The sequence below is a fragment of the Bacteroidota bacterium genome, assembly GCA_016722375.1.
In the GTDB taxonomy this organism is placed as follows: domain Bacteria; phylum Bacteroidota; class Bacteroidia; order Chitinophagales; family LD1; genus Bog-950.
The window spans coordinates 1-20,781 of record JADKJG010000013.1; the positions used below are offsets into that span (position 1 = coordinate 1).

General features: G+C 44.5%; 13 protein-coding genes and 3 pseudogenes. 7 read left to right on the plus strand and 9 right to left on the minus strand.

What is annotated here, in order from left to right:
• Both IPP77_15385 and IPP77_15390 read left to right on the plus strand, forming a co-directional pair.
• On the plus strand, nt 1-778 hold a 778-nt coding region (locus IPP77_15385), incomplete at its 5' end, for a DNA gyrase/topoisomerase IV subunit A (GenBank protein ID MBL0310992.1).
• Between the two features lie 136 nt (nt 779-914).
• Nucleotides 915-1,412 (plus strand): annotated as a pseudogene (locus tag IPP77_15390) (transposase).
• A gap of 1,250 nt (nt 1,413-2,662) precedes the next feature.
• Here IPP77_15390 and IPP77_15395 read toward each other — a convergent pair.
• Nucleotides 2,663-4,365, minus strand: a pseudogene (locus tag IPP77_15395) (sodium:solute symporter).
• A gap of 117 nt (nt 4,366-4,482) precedes the next feature.
• Nucleotides 4,483-6,980: pseudogene (locus IPP77_15400) on the minus strand (PIG-L family deacetylase).
• A 506-nt stretch (nt 6,981-7,486) separates the two neighbouring features.
• On the opposite strand from IPP77_15400, the gene IPP77_15405 reads away from it, so the two are divergent.
• The gene (locus IPP77_15405; GenBank protein ID MBL0310993.1) at nt 7,487-8,377 is read left to right on the plus strand and encodes a hypothetical protein; all 891 of its coding nucleotides are present in this window, start codon (nt 7,487-7,489) and stop codon (nt 8,375-8,377) included.
• Between the two features lie 540 nt (nt 8,378-8,917).
• Nucleotides 8,918-10,201, plus strand: coding sequence for an N-acetyltransferase (locus IPP77_15410; protein MBL0310994.1), 1,284 nt, complete (start codon nt 8,918-8,920; stop codon nt 10,199-10,201).
• On the opposite strand, the gene IPP77_15415 is transcribed toward IPP77_15410, so the two are convergent.
• Both IPP77_15415 and crcB read right to left on the minus strand, forming a co-directional pair.
• On the minus strand, nt 10,198-10,902 hold the full coding sequence (locus tag IPP77_15415) for a ceramidase domain-containing protein (GenBank protein ID MBL0310995.1): 705 nt from the start codon (nt 10,900-10,902) through the stop codon (nt 10,198-10,200). The genes IPP77_15410 and IPP77_15415 overlap by 4 nt on opposite strands.
• Nucleotides 10,903-11,061: 159 nt before the next feature.
• A complete protein-coding gene (gene crcB / locus IPP77_15420) occupies nt 11,062-11,433 on the minus strand; it encodes a fluoride efflux transporter CrcB (protein ID MBL0310996.1) in 372 nt (123 codons plus the stop codon).
• A gap of 126 nt (nt 11,434-11,559) precedes the next feature.
• On the opposite strand from crcB, the gene IPP77_15425 reads away from it, so the two are divergent.
• The 3 genes from IPP77_15425 to IPP77_15435 are packed head-to-tail and all read left to right on the plus strand — an operon-like array spanning nt 11,560 to nt 15,303.
• A complete protein-coding gene (locus IPP77_15425) occupies nt 11,560-12,756 on the plus strand; it encodes a pyridoxal phosphate-dependent aminotransferase (protein MBL0310997.1) in 1,197 nt (398 codons plus the stop codon).
• A gap of 39 nt (nt 12,757-12,795) precedes the next feature.
• On the plus strand, nt 12,796-13,755 hold the full coding sequence (locus tag IPP77_15430) for a carbohydrate kinase (GenBank protein MBL0310998.1): 960 nt from the start codon (nt 12,796-12,798) through the stop codon (nt 13,753-13,755).
• 45 nt (nt 13,756-13,800) lie between these two features.
• On the plus strand, nt 13,801-15,303 hold the full coding sequence (locus tag IPP77_15435) for a GH3 auxin-responsive promoter family protein (GenBank protein MBL0310999.1): 1,503 nt from the start codon (nt 13,801-13,803) through the stop codon (nt 15,301-15,303).
• On the opposite strand, the gene IPP77_15440 is transcribed toward IPP77_15435, so the two are convergent.
• The 5 genes from IPP77_15440 to IPP77_15460 all read right to left on the minus strand — a co-directional run bounded on the left by IPP77_15440 (nt 15,304) and on the right by IPP77_15460 (nt 20,727).
• The gene (locus IPP77_15440) at nt 15,304-15,957 is read right to left on the minus strand and encodes an NAD(P)H-hydrate dehydratase (GenBank protein ID MBL0311000.1); all 654 of its coding nucleotides are present in this window, start codon (nt 15,955-15,957) and stop codon (nt 15,304-15,306) included. It lies immediately after the preceding gene.
• Nucleotides 15,875-16,825 carry an NAD(P)H-hydrate epimerase gene (locus IPP77_15445; GenBank protein MBL0311001.1) on the minus strand — a complete coding sequence of 317 codons (951 nt, stop codon included), beginning with the start codon at nt 16,823-16,825 and terminating at the stop codon, nt 15,875-15,877. The genes IPP77_15440 and IPP77_15445 overlap by 83 nt, the downstream gene beginning before the upstream one ends.
• Before the next feature lie 93 nt (nt 16,826-16,918).
• The gene (locus IPP77_15450; GenBank protein MBL0311002.1) at nt 16,919-17,689 is read right to left on the minus strand and encodes a gliding motility-associated C-terminal domain-containing protein; all 771 of its coding nucleotides are present in this window, start codon (nt 17,687-17,689) and stop codon (nt 16,919-16,921) included.
• Nucleotides 17,690-17,717: 28 nt separating this feature from the next.
• Nucleotides 17,718-19,763 carry a PKD domain-containing protein gene (locus tag IPP77_15455; protein MBL0311003.1) on the minus strand — a complete coding sequence of 682 codons (2,046 nt, stop codon included), beginning with the start codon at nt 19,761-19,763 and terminating at the stop codon, nt 17,718-17,720.
• A gap of 79 nt (nt 19,764-19,842) precedes the next feature.
• On the minus strand, nt 19,843-20,727 hold the full coding sequence (locus IPP77_15460) for an alpha/beta fold hydrolase (protein MBL0311004.1): 885 nt from the start codon (nt 20,725-20,727) through the stop codon (nt 19,843-19,845).
• Between the last annotated feature and the right edge of the window lie 54 nt (nt 20,728-20,781).

Below are 20,781 nucleotides of genomic sequence, written 5' to 3' on the forward strand. Positions count from 1 at the left end.
ATCGGAGCGGGTGAAGGTGCAACTGCATCCAAATTCTACGGCAAGGATTAAGGAATTTGAATTTGATTTCGGAACGCTTGAAATCAAAGGACGCGGAGCGAATGGAAACATCCTCACCAAGTTTCCGGTGCGCAAAATGGATTTGTTGGAAAAGGGCAAATCATCTATAGGTGGTATCAAACTTTGGTTTGATGAGAAATTTGGAAGGTTGGTGAGCGAGGAGAAGGACAAGAGCTATTACCTCGGCGAGTTCAACACGGGCGACCAGATTATTGTGGCCTTTAAAGATGGCAACGTGGAGTTGACCAATTTTGAATTGACCAATAAATATGAACTGGATGAAATTTTGACGGTAGAAAAATTTGAGCCGGAGCAGGTGTACAGTGCGGTTTATTATGACGGCAACAACAAGGAGTATTACGTCAAGCGCTTCCACGTGGAGTTGAAGACCGAGAAGCTGAAGTCTTCGATTGTTACGGAGCATAAAGATTCCAAACTGGCTGTGTTTTCTTCGCGCAACGAAGTGTGGGTGAAGTTCAACGTCCTGAAGGGCAAAAGCAAGGACAAATCGGAAGAGGAGGTGAGCCTGAGCAAGATGATAGACGTGAAGGGTTGGAAGGCGCTCGGCAACCGCCTGACGCAGCACAGCGTTACGGGAAAAGTGGCCGAGGAAATCAAGGCCGAAGAGCTGCCCAAGGAGGTGAAGATAGGCACGACCATAGAACTGGAAGTAAGCCCCAAGGCCAAGAAGAAAGGAGAGCAAGGAGATTTATTTTAAACCATAAATAGACAGTAGCCGTTAATAAAGTTGTATTTGACAGAGGGAAAAGAGTTATTTATTTGATGTAAGCAAAAATTACATGAAAAACAGCAACTATTCCATTGAATACAGCGATGCTTAAGTCACGGCTTGGGGTGGCTTTTCGATGAGGCAACAATTCTCTGAAAAGATAAAGATTCGGCAGTTCATTCAGACATTACCTATACCGAAGAGCACTAGTAATAACCGATATGAAGTTGAGGACATTGTAGAGAGCGTCCTGCTATCTGTTTGGTTAGGATGTTACAAATTTTCTCATACTCATGTGACTCATGTGTTGCGATTGGATGATACGCTGAAGAAAATATTCGGGTGGAAACAGCTCCCGAGCAATACCTCTTACAAACGCTTCTTCAAAAAATTTAATCAAGGCATCAATAACGAAGTTTTTCCTGCCATACAACAATGGTTCTTTGAGCAGTTGCGGTTTGACAATTATGCGCTTACATTAGATTCAACGGCTATCCCTTGCTATGGAAAGCAAGAAGGCAATCACATCGGCTACAATCCAACTAAACGAGGCAGACCAAGCCATCATCCTCTATTTGCCTTTCTGGGCAATAAACGTATGGTGGTCAACAGTTGGCTTTGAGGATTGAAAGCAAATAAAAATTTGTAAGACACAGAGGCTATTTTCTATCACGTCTTTCCTTCCACAAAAAATGCGGGTTAGGTTCTCCTGAAGGAGGACAATCACCTACAAAAAAAAGATGAATCAATCGGTGGCGGGGGTTGAAAGGACTTGAAAGGTGAAGTTGCACCAGCTAATTGGTATGTATTCTTTGCAAAAAGTTATGTATCCCTCACCCAAAAGTATGTATCTCTGGCTAAAAGGTATGTACTCTCTGCCAAATAGTATGTACTATTTGGTCAAAGGTATGTACTCCGTGCCAAAAAGTATGTACTCCCAGCCAAATGTTATGTAGCGCACGGCAAATGTTATGTACTCCCAGCCGAAAAGTATGTACTATTTGGTGAAGGGTATGTACTCCCAGCCAAATAGTATGTACTTCTGGCCAAATGATATGTACCCCCAGCCAAAAAGTATGTACTTTTTGGTGAAGGGTATGTACTCCCAGCCAAATAGTATGTACTTTTTGAGAAAGAGTACTTATTATTTCAGCCTTTTGAAATAGCCTGTGGCTCACTTTAGGTGCTTTTCTTGTTAAAATGCATAGAAAAACGGTTCTATTGCAGTACTGTCCGGTAAAACTGTTGAAAGGGATATTTCAGCCATGCTTGCACAATGAAGCGATGCTTCAGTTTAATTTATTCTGAAACCAACCTCCCCCCTCTCCGTCAGATTACGTCGGGAATAATTGAGGTTGTTGAATTGGTTTGGTGGATAAAAGGTCGTAAGAAGCGAAGGGGTTTCTTAAAAACTCGAACAGCTTAATGTAGCTTATTTCCCCACCGCAGAGTCTCCGTTTCGGGACTCTGCGTGAATGAAAGCACAAAACTAGCTTAGCGCAGAGTCCCCAATGCTTCGCAAAGGGAGACTCTGCTGGCGGAAGAGTTCCCTACAGTTGGTGGTCAGCTTGTTTAATAAGTTTAAATTACAAAAACAAACCTAAAGGGCTAGCGGAGGTGGATTTTTCTGCGGAAGCAGAAAAAGACGGAGGTGGAGGAGCATGAAGCGTAATGATGACTTTTTGATTGGAGGGCTGAGCCCGCCCTCTTGCGTTTAGGGAAAAGCTAAAATATGGCGGGCAAGCGCGAAGGATAGAGGCGGCATCCTTTTTCATCCTTTCATAATAAGCGAGTCGAAAAAGATATAGCCGAAAGCCTGACGCCAATCCCGGCGCTTTGGCCGGGATTGGGGGCGCGCCCAAATGATAAAACTTACGCCGTTGGTATTTCCTTGTCTGGTTTCAGCAGTTTTTGGAGAATCAGGGAAAGGAGCATGACGAGGAGGCAGCCGATGAGGTTGAGCCAGAGGAAGGCGGTGAGGTCGGTGAGCCAGGCGAAGACGATGAAGGTTTCGGCGATGAGGGCGGCGTAGAAGACGGCGGTGCCGCGGACTTTTTGAGGTAGAAGGCGGTGAGGAAGATGCCGAGGATGGTGCCGTAGAAGAGGGAGCCGAGGATGTTGACGGCTTCGATGAGGTTGCCAAGTTTGCCGGCGTAGAGGGCGACGAGGACGCAGAAGAGGCCCCAGCCGACGGTGGTCCAGCGGGAGGCGGAGAGGTCGGTTTTTTCTATGCCGTGTTTATTGATGAGGCGTTTGTAGAAATCTACGGTGGTGGTGGAGGCGAGGGAGTTGAGGCCGCCCGCTGTGGAGCCCATAGCGGCGAGGAAGATGATGGCGATGAGGATGCCGACGAGGCCCACGGGGAGGTAGTTCATGACGAAGCTGAGGAAGATGTAGTTGGTGTCGTTGATGTCGGCGGCGGGGTCGTTTTTTATCATCAGCTTGGTGACATCTTTGCGGATGGATTCTTCTTTGGTATAGGCTGTTTTTAGTTGTGTTTGTACGGCATCCACTGCTTGGTCGTCCTTGCTGTCCATAGCATGGAGCAAATCGGTGACGAGCAAAGTCTTTTGGGCATGGGTTTGGTTGAAGTCGGCTTCGAGGGATTTATATTCTTTCTGGTAGGTGCTGTTTTCAATGCGGTCGAGTTCTACTTTATTGAAGAACAGGGGCGGCTGATGAAACTGGTAGAAGGTGAAGACGAGGGTGCCGATGAGCAGGATGAAAAACTGCATGGGGATTTTGACGAGGCCATTCATGATTAAACCCAAGCGGCTTTGAGAAACGGAACTGCCGGTGAGGTATCTTCCTACCTGCGATTGGTCGGTTCCGAAATAGGATAGTTGGAGGAAGAAGCCGCCGATGATGCCGGACCAGACGTTGTAGCGGTTGTTTAGATCGAAGGTGGTGTCAATGGCGTTGAGCTTGCCCATTTTTCCGGCAATGTGAAGTGCATCGAGGAAGCCGACCTGCTGGGGCAAGAGGTGGACGACCATGAAGGCGGCGACAATCAGCCCGGTAAAGATGATGCTCATTTGCAGCATTTGGGTGTAGGAAACGGCCTTGGTTCCTCCATAGACGGTATAGAGAATGACCACGCCACCGATGAATAGGGTGGGGTAGGTGATGCTAACGCCCAAAATGGTGGAGAGGACAATGGAAGGTGCATAGATGGTGATGCCGGTAGAGACGCCGCGCTGCAAGAGAAAGAGCGAGGAGGTGAGGGTTCGGGTTTTTAAATCAAAACGCTTTTCGAGATATTCATAGGCGGTATAAACGTTGAGATTTTTGAATACGGGGATGAAGCTGGTGCAAATGACAATCATAGCCAAGGGCAGACCAAAGTAGAACTGCACGAAGCGAACTCCATCGCTATAGGCCAGGCCGGGTGCAGAAAGGAAAGTGATGGCGCTGGCCTGTGTGGCCATGACGGAAAGGCCGACATGATACCAAGGGAGTTTTTTATCGGCCAGCAGAAAGCCGCTGATGTTTCGTGTATGACGGCTTTTCCATACTCCGTAAAACACAATGGTCGCCAAGGTGAGAAAGAGAACAATCCAGTCGGGCGTGCTCATTCAAAGTATTTGGTGAAGCCATACAAAAGCAAGATGACCGCTATCAAAACAATCAGCACCAAGGCATAAACATTTCTCCATTCGCCAAGAAATGGCGGTTTTTGTTCCTCTGGGGAATTATCGGTCATTCGGCGGAAGGCTGAGCAGGTTGGCAAATAAGCGATAGGCACCGGGAACTCCGGCGGGCAATTCGCGGAAGAAAACCAAGCCGGTGTAAACAAAGTTTCCCTTGCCGAATTTTGCGGTAATCAGGCTTCCGTCCATCGGTTTTTCATTAGGGTCGTGCATGGAAAGGACGGTTTGATAGGCGCTATCGCGCTCGCTGGCAAAATAGATCCTCGCTCTTGAATCCATCCCTTGAAATCATCTTCGGAGATTTTATTCGGGAAATTCAAGACAGGATGCAAGGCGTTGGTCATCTTGACTTCTGCGGTTTCGTCTGTGACCCGGTCGCGGGAGATGGTGAAAGGATAGGGGCCAATCTTTGAAAGGATGGGTCCGAATCGGTTATTGGTGTTGTATTGCACAATCAGATTGCCGCCTTGTTTTATATAGGCCATCAACTTTTCATAATGCGCCTGAAGGCGTTCGTTTGTGTTGTATGCCCGGATGCCGGTCACGATGGCATCAAAGCCGGATAGAGATTCATGAGTCAGCGCGTTATCGTCGAGCATGGTTACGTCATAACCCACTTGCTTGAGACAGGCAGGAATGTCATCACCGGCACCGGGAATATATCCGATATGGGTTCCGGCAATTTTCAAATCCGCCTTGACTAACCTCATCTCTGCATCGCTGAGGATAAATTGGTAGGGTATATGGTCGTATTCAATGCGCGCAATGCTTTTTGTATAAACTCCTGCTACGTCCTCGCCGAATATCTGCAAAGACGCGCTCAATGTTCCCTCGCTCTTTGCCGAAGCAGGGATAATATTTGCTTCGAGAACCACCTCTTCTCCTTTCTCTTTCAGATGGAATTCCTTGCTTTTCATTTCTACTTTCCAACCATCGCTCGCCCTTATTTCTAAAGCTCCATGAACATCAGCGGTATTTGCCTTGATGGTAAACTGTACGGTCTTTGGTTTATTATCTCCAAACAACAAAACCTTTTCGGCCATGTTCACGGTTGCAGGAGGAAGAATTTCGAAGGGGCGGTAAACCTCTCCCTTCACGGGGTCGGTATATTTATAGGTAAGACCTCTTTCTATGTTCAAAACCAGCCCGTCTATTTCTATTTCAAAAATCACCTTGGCAGCGAAATCGTTTTCCGGTCGGCCAATTAATGAAACATCGGGTACTTGATAGATGCCTATCTCATGCTTTTTATTCAACCAATAGGGATTGGAATAGGCAGTATTGGCGGGAATCTTCACCGATTGTTTCCATGAAAGCAGTTCATCAGCCTTTAACTCCAACTTAGTAAGGCTGTCTGTTTTCCAAGGGAAAGTGATTTTATTGAGCTTCACTTTACTGCCATTTCGGTTCACCATCTGTGCGGTGATTTCTAATTCTTTTCCGGGAACCCCGATATAGTCCGCCGGATAAGCCTCCATCCATAAACCAGCGCAAGCGACGATGAGCGATTCGGTTTCTTTCATCTTTTGCTGTTTCCAGTTAGGGGACTCCTTTTTGTTTAATGGCAGAGCCTGAATTTGCCGATAAATGGCTGTCAGTTCGGGAAGAATTTTTTCGGGAGATTGGGGATTGTATTTTGCGATGCAAGCGCTGATGCTCGTCTCTATCTCGCGACCTCCTTCCAAACGATTCCAGCTTTGGTCAATGTTTTCAAACAAGGAGTTGACCGTCTTTCCTTTGATCTGTTTGAAATATTCCAGCGAGGTTCCTCTGGTTTTTGCCGAACCAAATCCCTGGCTTTTGTGCATCGAACGGCTCTCGGCAGCAATCTCGCCATAACTCTTGCCTAAGAGTGGGTTATACACTCCTACATCAACTTTAATCTGGTCTTCGGAAGTAGTGTTTTTCCCTCCAAAGTTGAAGGTATTCCAGTATAGATATTTGGTTTCCCAAATGGTCAAATCCTTTAATTGCTCGGGGAAACGATCCGGCATTGCCGCCGCCTCAAAGGCCTCGGAAGCCAAGATGGCCGATGCCGTATGATGTCCATGACCCCCTTCGCCGGTGGTGGGAAAACGGCAGATAATCACATCGGGTTTGAACTGGCGGATGATACGAACCATATCTCCCAAGATGCTATCATGATTCCAAAACTTAAGCGTTTCTTCGGGGTTCTTTGAATAGCCAAAGTCATTGGCTCGGGTAAAGAATTGTTCGGCGCCGTCTATCCTCCGGGCAGCCAGTAATTCCTGCGTTCGAATCAATCCCAATAAATCTCCTTGTTCTTTCCCTATCAAATTCTGACCTCCATCACCGCGGGTGATAGAGAGATAGCCGGTGCGCAGTTTTTTTTCGCTGGCCAGATAGGAGAGCAAGCGGGTATTCTCATCGTCGGGATGTGCAGCAATATATAATACTGAACCGACGGTGTTCAGTTTTTTCAAAGCCTGAATAATTTGAGAAGCATCGGGCTGAACTACTTGTTGCGCTTTCACTACCACCACGGAAAGCAGCAGAAGCCATATAATGTTTTTCGCCATAAGGGCGGCAAAGTAAAAAAAGATAAAGCCAGAAGGTGTTAAGAGGTGATAATCACGGGCTTATGGAGGGTGAATGAATTTGTTGCAAAACAAGAGTATTGAATTTATTCGCTTTATTTTCTCTGCGTTCTCAGTTACTTTGCGGTATCTGCGAGAATGTATTCCTCCGGAAAAATGCGGCTAGATTAGAAGCTAATATTCTTATCGAGGTATAATTATGTCATCTTCCGAACAATTGTAGGCGCAGCCAGCGCCCCAGATGATGGAAGTAAACCATACCTTTACCTGGACTTCTTTTTAACCGCACTTTATTAATGATGCAATTAATTATTTTCTACCCGGCGTGTTTCAGAAATCTTTTTTTGATTCTTTTCCTTACCTGCTTCTCCTCTCTTCTATCAGCGCAACGGTCTTCGTCCGACACGACGTTTGCAAGAATACAGCGCATCTATGCGAATCGCCAATTAAATCTACAATACCTCGATAACTACCGGTCTTTTTCTGAGGTGAGCTGGATCACAGCTCCTTATTGCGATGCCTTGGGTCCTAGGTACTATTTGTCCACTCTTCGGCTAACACCCTACTTCCAGGTGTTGGCGACCAAATGGTCAAGAGTGTCCGTCGCCTTCGAACCTAGAGTGAGCGCACGCATCATGCTCGGAACTTCCCATCCCGTGCGCACTCCCAGTTACAATCCGGGCTTCACTGTCTATTGCAGGTTATTAAACGATTCTACGCACTTGCTTTCTTTCGTCGGTTCCTTATTTCATCATTCCAATGGTCAAGATGGGCCTACCCTAGACAGCTCAGGGACTGCGCCGTTCCTGATGAACACTAAAAACGGAAGCTTTGCCACTAACTATTACACCTTGGGCTTTGCCTACGGGCAAAGTTTTCAACACCAAAAGCTCACCTTCCAAACTAATAGTAGGATTGAAATCGAACATCACATTTTTGGAATAGACGAAGGTATGAAGCATCGCTTCGGGAATGTGCGTCTCAATATGAAATTTGGCACCATTGTCCTGGGCCGCTATATTGAGAAAATTAAGGTTGGTAGAAAAAAATTTGCTGCTCTCCGCGAACAGCAACTGGTCGAGCTATTCCGCTTCACTGGAACCATCAATCTTATTTTAGACAAATTTACAGGTCCACAGTCGGGTACCTTCGGCAGACGAATCAACCTCGAACTGGCTATCATGTATCGCTTTCCAGGTAGCCCCAATATGTCGGTCATGCTGGCAGGCGGTTATTACGGACAGGATCCTTATAACATTTACATGTACGACCGCTACGGATTTGTGCGCATCGGGTTTGCTACTGGATTTTTTGTCTATCGCCTATCGCCCGATAAATTTAAAATCCCGAATGCGAGAAATGACTTGATTCTGAAATAGGGTTAATCTTGAACAGATACTTTCTGGTCAAATTGGCTGTTGTTTTGACAGTAAGCCACAAGTTGTTTCTGCTTCCTATTGGTCGGTATAGGCTAGAGGATATTCCATTTTCTGCGCAGGTGCGCAATTTTTGAATTGGTACTACAAGAATTGCTGTACTTGCTTTCCAAACAGGGATATGAGCCAGAGATTCCTTCATATCATCCTCAACGAAGGACCCGGAGGTTTTGCCGTTTTGGACTTTGGACGATATAACTTGTCAAATGTCCAAGGACAATAGACAAATGGTCAAGGGCAATATGCCAATCGGAATGGACCCAAAGTGAAAAGGATAAAAAGGTATGTTGAATCTTTTAGCGGTAAAACGAAATTGTATGACTATTGCGGGTGGGAGGGAAGTTGGAATGAATTTTATGTTGCGCAATATCAACTTATAAAACGCACCTTCGCGCCAAGTTTTAGCCACAAAGAGATATCGGACGTGAAATTTTTTATTATTCAAAACGTCTAACAGAGGATTGTATAAAGAAATCCAAAGTTGTGGGCTTTAGCCATAAAATTACCTCTCTGGAAACCATCTCGACATCTCCGAAAACGCTATCGAGAGAAAAGGTAGCTATCTCTTCATTTGATTTTTGCCTGTATGATACTATCCTTGAAGTTCCGGTAGAACTTTGGGGCAAAGTGGTGCCGGAGGAAAACGTTCTCATGCATCGGGAATATTTGCTTTCTCTGGAACAAAGTGAACGAGGTAAACTTGGCTTTCATTATTTACTAATTCTACAGGATGAGAAACCTGTCGGAGCGGTCTATTTCCAGTCGGTACACTTTGGCGGAGAGGGCTTAGCACATTTTATTCCTACCGGAGGGGATTCGTACGGAAAAAGATTGTTTAACAAGATTCTTGCCTTGGGGCTTGGCCCTATGGTGAAACTCATGGATATGAAACTGTTGGTGAGTGGTAATATTTTTATGACCGGTGAAAATGGAATCTATTTTCGTCCCGGATTAGACAAGGCAACCTGCGCCAATCTCCTTCGGCAAGCGGCAGAGAAGGTGGTGAAAAGGCATACAGATATTCGTATTATTCTAATATCCGAGTTGTCCTTGCCCCATTCCGAATTTGATATTGACTTTAACCACTGTTCCTATCATGAAGTGAAGGCAGAAGCCGACATGAGCATGACTATTCCAAAAGAATGGAAAAGTTTTGATGATTATCTTCAGGCTTTATCATCCAAGTATCGTGTTCGCGCCCGAAAGGTTTATAGAACCACCGCACAGGAAGGCATCATTTGTCGTGAATTTCAGCAGGAGGATTTTGAAAAATATCGGGATCGTCTGTATCACCTCTACAATCAGGTGATGGTTCATTCTCAATTTAAACTGGCCATTCTTAGTAAAGGATTCTTTTCGCTACAGAAAGATATTTTCCCTACAAACTATCATTTGTATGGCTATTTCAGAGAAGGGCAGTTAATCGGTTTTATTTCCAGCTACCATTTTGGTCAAAAAATGGAAATTCATTACTGCGGTATGGAACCAGAAACAAATCGTCCTTGCCATCTCTATCAAAGAATGATTTATGATATGCTTGATTTGGGAATCAGACAGGGTGTTTCTCAATTGCATTTCGGAAGAACAGCCCCTGAAATCAAAAGTACTATTGGGGCGGTGCCAACCCATAACTATGCCTATGTGAAACATCTCTCTCCGCTGTTCAATTTGTTTTTTACTCCTTTCCTCGCCCGGTTTCTTCAACCCAAGGAATACGTGTATCGCAATCCATTCAAACGATTGGAAGATAGGGACGCCACTCTCTAAATCCTGTTCTTCTCACTTCGTATATACATGTAGAAATAGAAAGCTGAAATCCCACTGAAAACGTGCCACAAAGAGTGGGGCTGGATATAGCCGTCGGGATTGCACATCAACTTTCGCTGGTCAAAAGCATACCACATGAGGGCAATCAAAATGGAGCCGACACAAATAGCCAGATACCGGTGGTTGGTTTTGCCCGGATCTTTTCGTTCCACAATGATTGCGGCAACAATCATCATCAGTATAATACCCACTACGGCCGGATGCCGCCACTCCGTTGGCAAAAAGAAAGTAAGCAGAAGATATAGTGTAGTAAAAACAATAATCACCGTGAAGGTACTTTTTGCGTGCCTGGCATTAGAAGGTAACCCAATGCTTAAAAGCCAAACTCGGTGGGTGAAATACATAAAGGGGAAAAGAGTGAGAGAATAGACGGCAGAGAAGTCAAGCGTGCTTGAAAATTTGGTGAGCGAAGAATGAAAGAGCGTACTGGCAAAGAAAATGTAAAGTAGAATTCCTCCAAAGGCAATGCTATAAAACGGATTGGCGGAAATCATGTTATAGCGTTTTCGGTTGCTCTGGTCTTTCCATCCGCGCCGAAGAATAGCAATGGCACTAATCCAATAAATAAAATTGCTGAAGGTATTGGTGGGTTGGCGAACCACTTTGCTCATATCTGTCTTTTCACAAAATATTCTACCCATCCGAGTTTCCGTATAAAACCTTCCCCAAACATTATCATGAGGAAAGGTATGGTTAAGAAACCAGATGCCAAATCCGAATAGGAACACCGTTGAAAGGAGAACCAGTATCCTCCGGCGCGAAAGGTCAAAAATGTTATACCGAACCATTCACTTTCTGAATCAAATAACCTTGATAAGTAACATACCGGCGAAGGTCGCTAAAAGACCGAACAAAATACTGACAGTTATGTAAGTCAAACCATAAAACCATTCCCCAGCGCGGAAAAAGGTAATGCTTTCGATAGAGAAAGCAGAGAAAGTAGTGAACCCTCCGCAAATTCCGGTTGCGAGAAATAATCGCCAGTCATTATTGACAAATCCTTTCAACCCGAAAGAGAAAACTATTCCAATTATAAAACATCCGGCGATATTCACTGCCAGCGTTCCAAAGGGGAAAGCATGTGACCATTTGCTCTGAACCAATTGTTGAATTATAAACCGGGCAGCACCGCCAAAAAAACTTCCGATTCCTACCAATATAACTGTTCTCATGTCTCAAAAATAAGAAGATGAATTTATGTTGCCAGTTGCAGGCACTACGGGTTTAGAATTTTTTTGATAGAGATTAGATTAGCAAGATTATTTTAGCGGCCTGTGACCAATCAAATAAATACCGCTATGAAGCCACTATCGAACCGCATATTGAATATGCAGGAGTCTGCTACTTTGAAAATGGCTAAAATCAGTCGTGAACTAAAAGCACAGGGGCAAGACATCATTGACCTCAGCCTAGGTGAACCAGATTTTGATACACCACAGCATATTAAAAATGCCGCCAAGGACGCTATTGATCAAGGGTTTACAAAATATACATCGGTATCTGGTTATCTGGAACTTCGCAAAGCGATTTCATTGAAGTTTAAAAGAGATAACAATTTGGATTATAGTCCGGAGGAGATTGTCGTTTCTACCGGTGCGAAACAATCTATTGCCAATGTGGTTCTCAGTTTGGTCAATCCCGGAGAGGAGATCCTACTCCCTGCGCCATATTGGGTAAGCTATGCGGCGATTGCTCAATTGTCGGAAGCCTCTATTATTGAAATTCCTACTACGATTGAAACGAACTTCAAAGTGACTGCTAAGGAGTTTGAAAAGTATATCACTCCCAAAACCAAATTGGTTATTTTCTCTTCGCCCTGCAATCCTACCGGTTCAGTTTATTCTAAAAAAGAGTTAGGAGAAATAGCGGGGGTATTGCAGAAATATCCAAACGTGTATGTGATTGCAGATGAGATTTATGAGTATATCAATTTCACGGGCGAAAGACATCATAGTTTGGCTGAATTTTCTGAAATTAAAGAGCAGGTCATCACTGTGAATGGTTTTAGCAAAGGTTTTGCCATGACCGGATGGCGATTGGGATATATCGGCGCTCCCAAATGGATTGCTCAGGCTTGCGATAAAATGCAAGGACAATTTACGTCGGGAACTTGCTCTATTGCACAGAAGGCAGGCGAAGCAGCTATTTCATCTGATTTGGCCCCCACCTTCAAGATGAAGGAAGAGTTTCAAAAGCGACGGGATATGGTCTATACATTGTTGAAAGAAATTCCGGGGCTAAAGGTCAACTTTCCGGAAGGGGCTTTCTACTTCTTCCCAGATGTAAGTGCTTATTTCGGAAAAGGTTTTGATGGAAACATTATGAAAACCCCTGAAGACATATCTCTGTATCTTCTAAGCGAAGCAAAGGTTGCTTTGGTGAGTGGTGAATCTTTCGGAGATAGAAACTGTATTCGCCTTTCTTATGCCACCTCCGAAACAAAACTCAGGGAGGCCTGCAAGCGCATGAAGGCAGCCTTTATAAAACTTACCTAATTCTTTAGTCGTTCCTATTTTAATATCACCTGCTTTACTATGGCCAAAACAAAACTAGATTTTTCCGGTGTGAATGTCCTAATCATCGGCGATGTGATGTTGGATTATTACTTGTTTGGTGAGGTCAATCGCATCTCCCCCGAGGCTCCGGTACCGGTTGTTGAAATTGCTTCTAAAGAATCACGACCTGGTGGTGCTGCCAATGTAGCGTTAAATATTCATGAATTAGGAGGCAATCCTTTGCTATTATCTATGGTGGGTCGAGATACCACAGCTACTTTGCTTATAAACATGTTACGCGTTCGCGGGGTCAATACAAAACATCTCCTGCAACATAAAGGTAGAGTCACCACATTAAAGACGAGAGTGTTTGATGAAGACAAACAGGTGGTTCGGTTTGATGAAGAAGAAATAGATGATCTGGAATCTCCGCAGGAGACATTAATGGTGAAGGAATTCAAAAAGATATTGGACAAGGAAAAAATCAACATCATCATTCTTCAAGATTACAATAAGGGCGTGTTGACTAAATATTTAATCAAACATATTTTACTGCATGCCACTAAAAACGGAATACCCGTTGCGGTAGATCCTAAGGAGCGCAACTTCTTTGAATACCAGAACGTAGATTTGTTTAAACCCAACCTTCGTGAATTTTCCGAAGCCATTGGTTACCGCTTAAACCATAGAAATATTGACAGCTTGCGAAGCGGTGCAGAAGAACTGCGAAGAAAAAATCGGTTTAAAAATCTGATGGTTACCTTGGGTGCTTATGGTGTCTTTTGTTTCAAGAGCGACGGCACATCATTCATTGTCCCTGCTAAAACAATCCAAGCAGCAGATGTGTGTGGCGCCGGAGATACAGCTATCAGCATTGCATCCCTCGCGTTTGCACAAAAGTATAGCATGAAAGAGATTGCCCAACTTGCCAATAAAGCTGCTGCGGCTGTTTGCAAAAAGGTTGGAGTTACCCCGGTCAGACTAAAAGACATTAAGTAAGGCTCATTTATTTTCAGGCGTTCCGAACATCTATATATTTGTCAGATGGGTGTGAAATCAATTGTCGCTAAGACAATCGCTTCTTTTGTTGCAACTTCGATTTATAAGGATCAAAAGAAGGCACTGAATATCCAGCACAAGCTCCTTAAATCTTTTCTCCACCAAGCTGCTCAAACGGATTTCGGAAAGGAACATCGCTTTGATGAAATCAAATCTTATGAAGATTATCGTCAATCCTTAAAGATTTGCGACTATGAATCGCTGAAGAACTACATTGAGCTAATTGCTGATGGCAAAAAGGATGTTTTATGGAAAGGCCTCCCTTTGTATTTCTGCAAATCATCCGGCACTACTTCGGGCACAAAATACATACCTGTTACCAGTAATCAAATCAGTGCGATGATTACGGCGGCTCGCAATGCACTCATGATGTATATATCGGAGACCGGTCATGCTGATTTCTTTGACCATAAAATGATTTTTCTTCAAGGCTCTCCTGAATTAGAGAAATACGGAAAAATACCCACCGGAAGGCTGAGTGGTATCGCTTATAATCATGTGCCAACTTGGCTCCATGCCAACCGCATGCCTTCTTATACAACAAACTGTATTTCGGATTGGGAAGAAAAGATAGAAGCCATTGCAAAAGAAACTCTAATGGAAAGGATGAGTCTCATCAGCGGCATTCCCCCGTGGGTGGTTATGTATTTTGAGAAGTTGAGAGAATTGTCGGGGAAGGAGTTTATCAAAGATATTTTTCCAGACTTTAGATTGTTTGCTCACGGCGGTGTCAATTATGAACCTTACCGGAACCGGATTGAAACATTGATTGGTGAAGCCATCCCGACGGTCGAGACCTACCCAGCCAGCGAAGGTTTTATCGCCTTTCAGGATTCACAAACAGCACCTGGTCTATTGCTGAATGTGAACGGTGGTATATTTTATGAGTTCATTAAAGCGGAAGAAATATTTCGCGATCAACCACAGAGAATTGCGCTTGATGAAGTGGAGTTGGATGTCAACTATGCTATCATCCTGACAACAAATGCCGGTCTTTGGGCTTATGAATTGGGTGATACAATCAAATTTACCTCCATCAATCCTTACCGTATTATAGTTACCGGTCGGGTCAAACATTTCATCTCTGCATTTGGCGAACATGTGATTGGCGAAGAGGTGGAGCAGGCTCTGCTTTTTGCCATGCGCACATTTCATGTGGGGGTTACAGAATTTACGGTGGCTCCAAACGTCAGCCCAACCGGTGAACAACCATTTCATGAATGGTTTATTGAATTTAGTAAGCCTCCAATTCAACTTCAAGAGTTTGCTAAGATGATGGATAAGTTTCTGCAAGAAAAAAATCCCTACTACTTCGATCTTCGGAAGGGAAATGTAGTGCAACAGCTCAAAGTCAGGCCTCTTCTGCCCAATGCTTTTGCTAACTATATGAAAAGCCAAGGTAAGCTCGGTGGTCAAAACAAGGTGCCTCGCTTGATAAACGATCGGAAAATAGCCGATCAATTAGAGGAGTGGGTGCTAAAGGAATAATTATTTTGAACTGGCAAGAACTTTAAAAGCCTGCGGAAGATAATGAATGATATCTTCTGCATTCATAGCTATTTCACCTAGATGTCGGCAGGCTATATCTCCCGCCAGACCATGCACATAGACTGCTAAAATGGCCGATTGTTCCGAGGTATAGCCCTGTGCCAAGATAGAGGTAAGCACTCCGGTCAACACATCGCCACTTCCCCCTTTCGCCATTCCCGGATTGCCGGTTGAATTGAAATATAATTTTCCATTAGGGGTAGAGATGGATGTGTTCGCGCCTTTTAATACTACCACCAAATCATGGTTGGCAGAAAACTCCAATTGTTTTTGAATTTTTTCCAAGTCGTTCTTCCATGCTCCTACTAATCTTTTAAACTCTCCAGGATGAGGGGTAAGTATAGATTGTGCGGGGATTTTTTTCAGCAGCGTTGGTCTTTCGGCAATGATATTTAATGCATCTGCATCCAACACCAGGGGGCTTTTACATAAATCAAAAAGAGATTCCAGCCAAAGTGCTGTTGATTTATCTGTTCCGATGCCGGGGCCAACACCAATGGCGCTATAATCATCAACGGACAGGGTTGATTTTCCCTTCAAGATAGAGAAGTCCGTTTGTGCTACTTCTGCAACTGCCAGCATCGCTTCGGGCACTTGCGACTGAACAATAGAATAACCAAACCCAGGAACATAGGCAGATACCAAAACCGGCACCGCTGCGCTGCGCCCCTTTTAAGGCAAGGATAGCAGCGCCCATCTTGCCCATGCTTCCGGCGGCTATCAGTGCGTGGCCATAGCTTCCTTTATGCGAGAATTTTTCACGTTTTTTTAAAAATTGACGGGGCATATCAACCGTGATGAAGGAATAGTCGCTATTCAAGTTCTTTTCAAACTCTTGGTTCAGTCCAATGTCCAATATTTCGAAACTTCGGACATAGTTTCCATTAGAGGGGAAAAAGAACGAAAGTTTAGGAGCATGAAAGGTATAAACCTTGTCGGCTTGAATGATGGCATCGCGCGATTCATTCTGCTGATCGCAATAAAGACCTGAGGGCATATCTATGGAATAGACATAGGCGCCAGATTGATTTATCGCCTGAATGACAGAAGCGACAATACCCTCCACCGGGCGCGAAAGACCGGTGCCGAACAGGGCATCAATCACACAAGCGTCCTTTTCAATAGGGGGAATGTCCTCTTTATTTTTGATATAGTGAACGCCCTCCATTTTTTTTTCGTTCTTTTGAAAATCAGGACTTGCCTCCTTCATGTGGCCAACAACATACACCTGTAGGTTATAATTATATTTAGAAAGCAACAGTCTGGCTACCGCAAGTCCGTCCCCACCATTGTTTCCCATGCCACAAAAAACATAGATTTTGTGTGAATTATTTTGGTCGTTATGCAGCGCTTGGGCGAACTTAAGCGCCGCTCGTTCCATTAAGTTGATAGATGAAATCGGCTCGTTTTTTATGCTGTATTGATCCAACTCTCTCACCTGTTCCGAACTAAGAATCTTCATGACCTGAAATTAAGAAACTGGCTATTGTTATCTAAATTATGGGACATTATTCTTCTTCAAAGCATTCTGTCTCGTCCTAGAAAAAATCACTTCCTATCGGACCAACGTAACGGAACCCTGATAATTCTGCTGCTCCTCATTTTTCAGACGAATGGTCATGTAATAAACAAAGGTACCCGTAGGTTGTTCAGACCCTTTGAATTTCCCATCCCAAGGAGTAGTGGAATTGTGGATGAGCTGACCATAACGATTATAAACCCTGAAATGAATTACAGTCCCCGAATTATTCAAAAACACCGGGTAAAAGTCATCGTTTTTCCCATCCCCGTTTGGAGTGAAAGCCGAAGGAATTTGAACAGCTAATTCGGTATTCACCCGAACAATCAAAGACGCAGTGGCAGAACAAACACCATCGGTCACTATCACCTGATAGGTTACATCCCTGACTGGGGTAGAAATAGGATTGGCAATGGTGGAGTCGTTTAAATAATCAGAAGGAGACCACAGATACAAATACGAACCGCTGACTTCTAAATTCACACCCAACATGACCGTCTCACCAGAGTTCAATAACGTATCTATGAAGATAGGTGATATAGCCAAATTTTCCACCAAAATGCTAATACTATCCATCACTTCACAGCCCGAAGCAGTGTCGCGAACTGTTACATAATAAATCGTTGATGATACCGGATTAGCAATTGGATTATGACACAAAGTACAAGTTAAACTGTCGGCTGGAGTCCAAAAGTATGCATCACCACCAGAGGCACTAAGTTGTACCGTTCCGTCTACGCAAATAGTTGTATCCGCACTAATATCTGGCACTGGATAAAGACCAACTCCTACTAAAACTGAATCCACAGAAACACAGCCAAAAGCATCTGTCCGGTCACCGAGTAAAGTGTGGAACCAAAGGATTAGCTACCGGATCGGCAATGCTTGTACTGGAGAGGCCGGTAGCCGGACTCCATTGATAGCTCACTCCCCCAATGGCCTGCAATTGGGTGTTTTCTCCTGGGAAGGTAGGGGATGAACATATTGCCGCATCAGGACCGGCATCCACTGGTGGACGAACAGAAATGGTCAGACTTTTTTGGTTAGAACATTGATTGACGTCGGTTACGCTGACGGTGTAGCTCGTCGGAGTAGAGGTAATAATGGTCACGGTAGGGTTAGCAATACTTGAATCGCTTAGACCTGCAGAGGGTGTCCAAACATAACTAACACCGCCTGTGGCAAAAAGCTGCACCGGGGAATCAAAACAAACCGTGGTATCGCCCGTCGCATTAATGACTGGTAAAGGATTAACCGGAACGATTTTCGAAACCGAATCTTTGCATCCATTTGTGGAAACAGTTACTAAACTAACCGGATTGTTTCCTGAAGCGGTATAGATATGCGTCGGGTTTTGATTGCTGCTCGTTACTCCGCTGCCAAAATCCCACGAATAGTTATTAGCTCCTGATGCAGTATTAAAATGAGTCGGTTGACCTAAGCATACCGTATCAAACGTAAAATCAGCGCTGGCAGTAACGTAAATATTGATTTGCTTGAGCATCGTATCACGGCAACCAACCGAAGTTTCGGTAACTAAGCGGACATTATAAGTTCCCGATGAAGCGTAAGCATGTGTCGGATTTTGCAGGGTGGACGTTCCTCCATCCCCAAAACTCCAATTCCAATTAGCAAGGGTACCGTAAGAGGTTTGGCTCAAATCCAAAAATGGAGTCGCTACATTGGCGCAGGTGTCTTTGGTCTGAAAATCAACCGTTAGTGTGGGGAAAATACGTACTAAAGCATACGTAGTATCGGTACAGAAAGAAGCCCCGCCCCCTTTCCTAATCACCAAACGAACCTTATAAATGCCGGTATCAGTATATGTATAACTCGGAAAAGATAAAGTGGACGTATCAGAATCAATACCGGGCACTCCAAAATCCCATTGATAATCTAAGCCAATAGTGGTCGGCGGAGGATTGAAACTGTTGTTCTTAAAATTGATGGTAAAGTTTTTGCACTCAGATGAATAAATGCCAACCCCAGTCGAAGGGTCTGTACCTGTAGTAGGGATACTGGCAATCGGCACATTACATTGGGTCACATTAAACTGAAAATCTCTGAGATAGGTGCCTATTAACTGCCCGTTACGGTATTCGGATACACACACGCCGACTACAAACTGCCCAACCGTAGATGGCCTTCCGGTCAATTCTCCGGTAAGGCTGTCAATGGTCAAAGGCACTCCGCCCATTGGGTTGCTTGCCGAATAGGGCGCTCGCCAGTTCACGTTCGTATAAGGCGGTGCAGATGGAGTCGAAGGCGCCGGGTTCAACGCAGATGCCCCTGTATAAGGAGCACACAAACTATACCGCAACTCATCGCCGTCAATATCCGTTGCAGAATGGTCATAACTCAGCGGCAAATTGACACACACGTAAATTGGCGGCAGGTTATTATAAGTAGGGCTTGAGTTCTGAAGAGGCGTAGTGGCTGGTATATAGGCAGAGAACGTTTCGCCCACTGCTCCCGGATTGGTAATATTTGTAATGGTACTATTGCGGCAGCAACGCTGATGCACAATCAAATAAGGAGTAGTGGCCGAAGGAAGCGTCAGTGTAACGGTATAAACAGCCTGTTCCACACAGGCAATATTGGTGATTTGCAAACAGGGATCGTTCGGGCTCTGAATCCGAGTAATTACCGGTGTATAAAAAGACAGAGACTGCACCAGCGTATTAGTACTGGCATTATAAAGACCAACAGCGGCAGGATTATCAAACCCCGTAGAGACACTACAATCCCGATAGACCGTCAGTTTTACCTCATAAGTAGTTCCTGAAATAAAGCGGTACGACATGTATCCCCCAATAATATGCGTTGCGTTTGCGCTAAATGCAGACAGAAACACAATAACAGCTAATATAATTCTTCTCATAATCTTAAAATTGGTGTCCAAAATAACCGATTTAAACTTTTTAGCAAAATATTTAAGATGGCAACACTATAGCTGGCAGCTACTTATCATCAATAAAATCAATGACCAAGTCTATCACATGCTTGTTTCGCAACAATCCATAATGGCCTATACCGCTCATCTCCACTCCTTTGATTTCCGGATGGCGAGCAAGAAACTCGCGGGTGTCTTTTGGGTTGATCACCTCATCCTGCGCGTCATAAATAATCAGCATATCGTTTGCCTTGATCGGCTCCGATCGCTCCACGAGATTATAATGATCTATGTCCTCCCCGTACTGCTCAGACATGCCCGCAAAAAACGCCTGCTGCATTTTGTCCGGCACCTTCATCATAGACAATACATTTTCAAAAAACTTCCTCGACACCGTCGGAATAGTGATCGCCACAAATTTCTCTACCCTGATGTCATGCTCCACCAACATAAACGCCGCCGCGCCCGCCCCCATAGAATGAGCGATGATAGCATAAGGCACCCCGATTTTATTCTTAACCAACTGATACATCACCTCCTTAAAATCCACCATATTACTCCGCTCGCCTTCCGAACTACCATGCCCCGGACTGTCAAACCCAATGACTCGATAGCCTCTTTCCACCAGCGCGGGAATAATTCGGTAATAATCCAAAGCCCTTCCTTCCCATCCATGAGCCAACAGAATAGTCTTCTTTCCTCGGCCCCAACTATAACAAGACAGCTTCAATTTATTTTTCGGATTGCGGAACTCATCCACTTCAATATTAAAAATACGCGCTTTGCGCCGCAGCGTGATCTCCGCAGGTTTCAGCACCCGCTTGCTGGGTGTGAAAAACAACTTCGCCAAAATATTCACCGTGGCTAAAGGCGCAATACTCCCCGCAATAGAGAAAAATTGCTGCATCCACTTCAGTTTCAGCGAATTATCCTTTTTCTTTTTCCTAAGCATAAACCAAGTGCGATTTTAATAAATCCTTCCATGATTTGACACCGAAAGTATTTT

Excerpts from the sequence above, each read along its gene's own strand:
- IPP77_15425 (MBL0310997.1), top strand. The coding sequence starts at position 11,560 with ATGAAGCCACTATCGAACCGCATATTGAATATGCAGGAGTCTGCTACT.
- crcB (MBL0310996.1), bottom strand. The coding sequence starts at position 11,433 with ATGAGAACAGTTATATTGGTAGGAATCGGAAGTTTTTTTGGCGGTGCT.
- IPP77_15430 (MBL0310998.1), top strand. The coding sequence starts at position 12,796 with ATGGCCAAAACAAAACTAGATTTTTCCGGTGTGAATGTCCTAATCATC.
- IPP77_15445 (MBL0311001.1), bottom strand. The coding sequence starts at position 16,825 with ATGAAGATTCTTAGTTCGGAACAGGTGAGAGAGTTGGATCAATACAGC.
- IPP77_15455 (MBL0311003.1), bottom strand. The coding sequence starts at position 19,763 with ATGAGAAGAATTATATTAGCTGTTATTGTGTTTCTGTCTGCATTTAGC.
- IPP77_15435 (MBL0310999.1), top strand. The coding sequence starts at position 13,801 with ATGGGTGTGAAATCAATTGTCGCTAAGACAATCGCTTCTTTTGTTGCA.
- IPP77_15460 (MBL0311004.1), bottom strand. The coding sequence starts at position 20,727 with ATGCTTAGGAAAAAGAAAAAGGATAATTCGCTGAAACTGAAGTGGATG.
- IPP77_15415 (MBL0310995.1), bottom strand. The coding sequence starts at position 10,902 with ATGGGTAGAATATTTTGTGAAAAGACAGATATGAGCAAAGTGGTTCGC.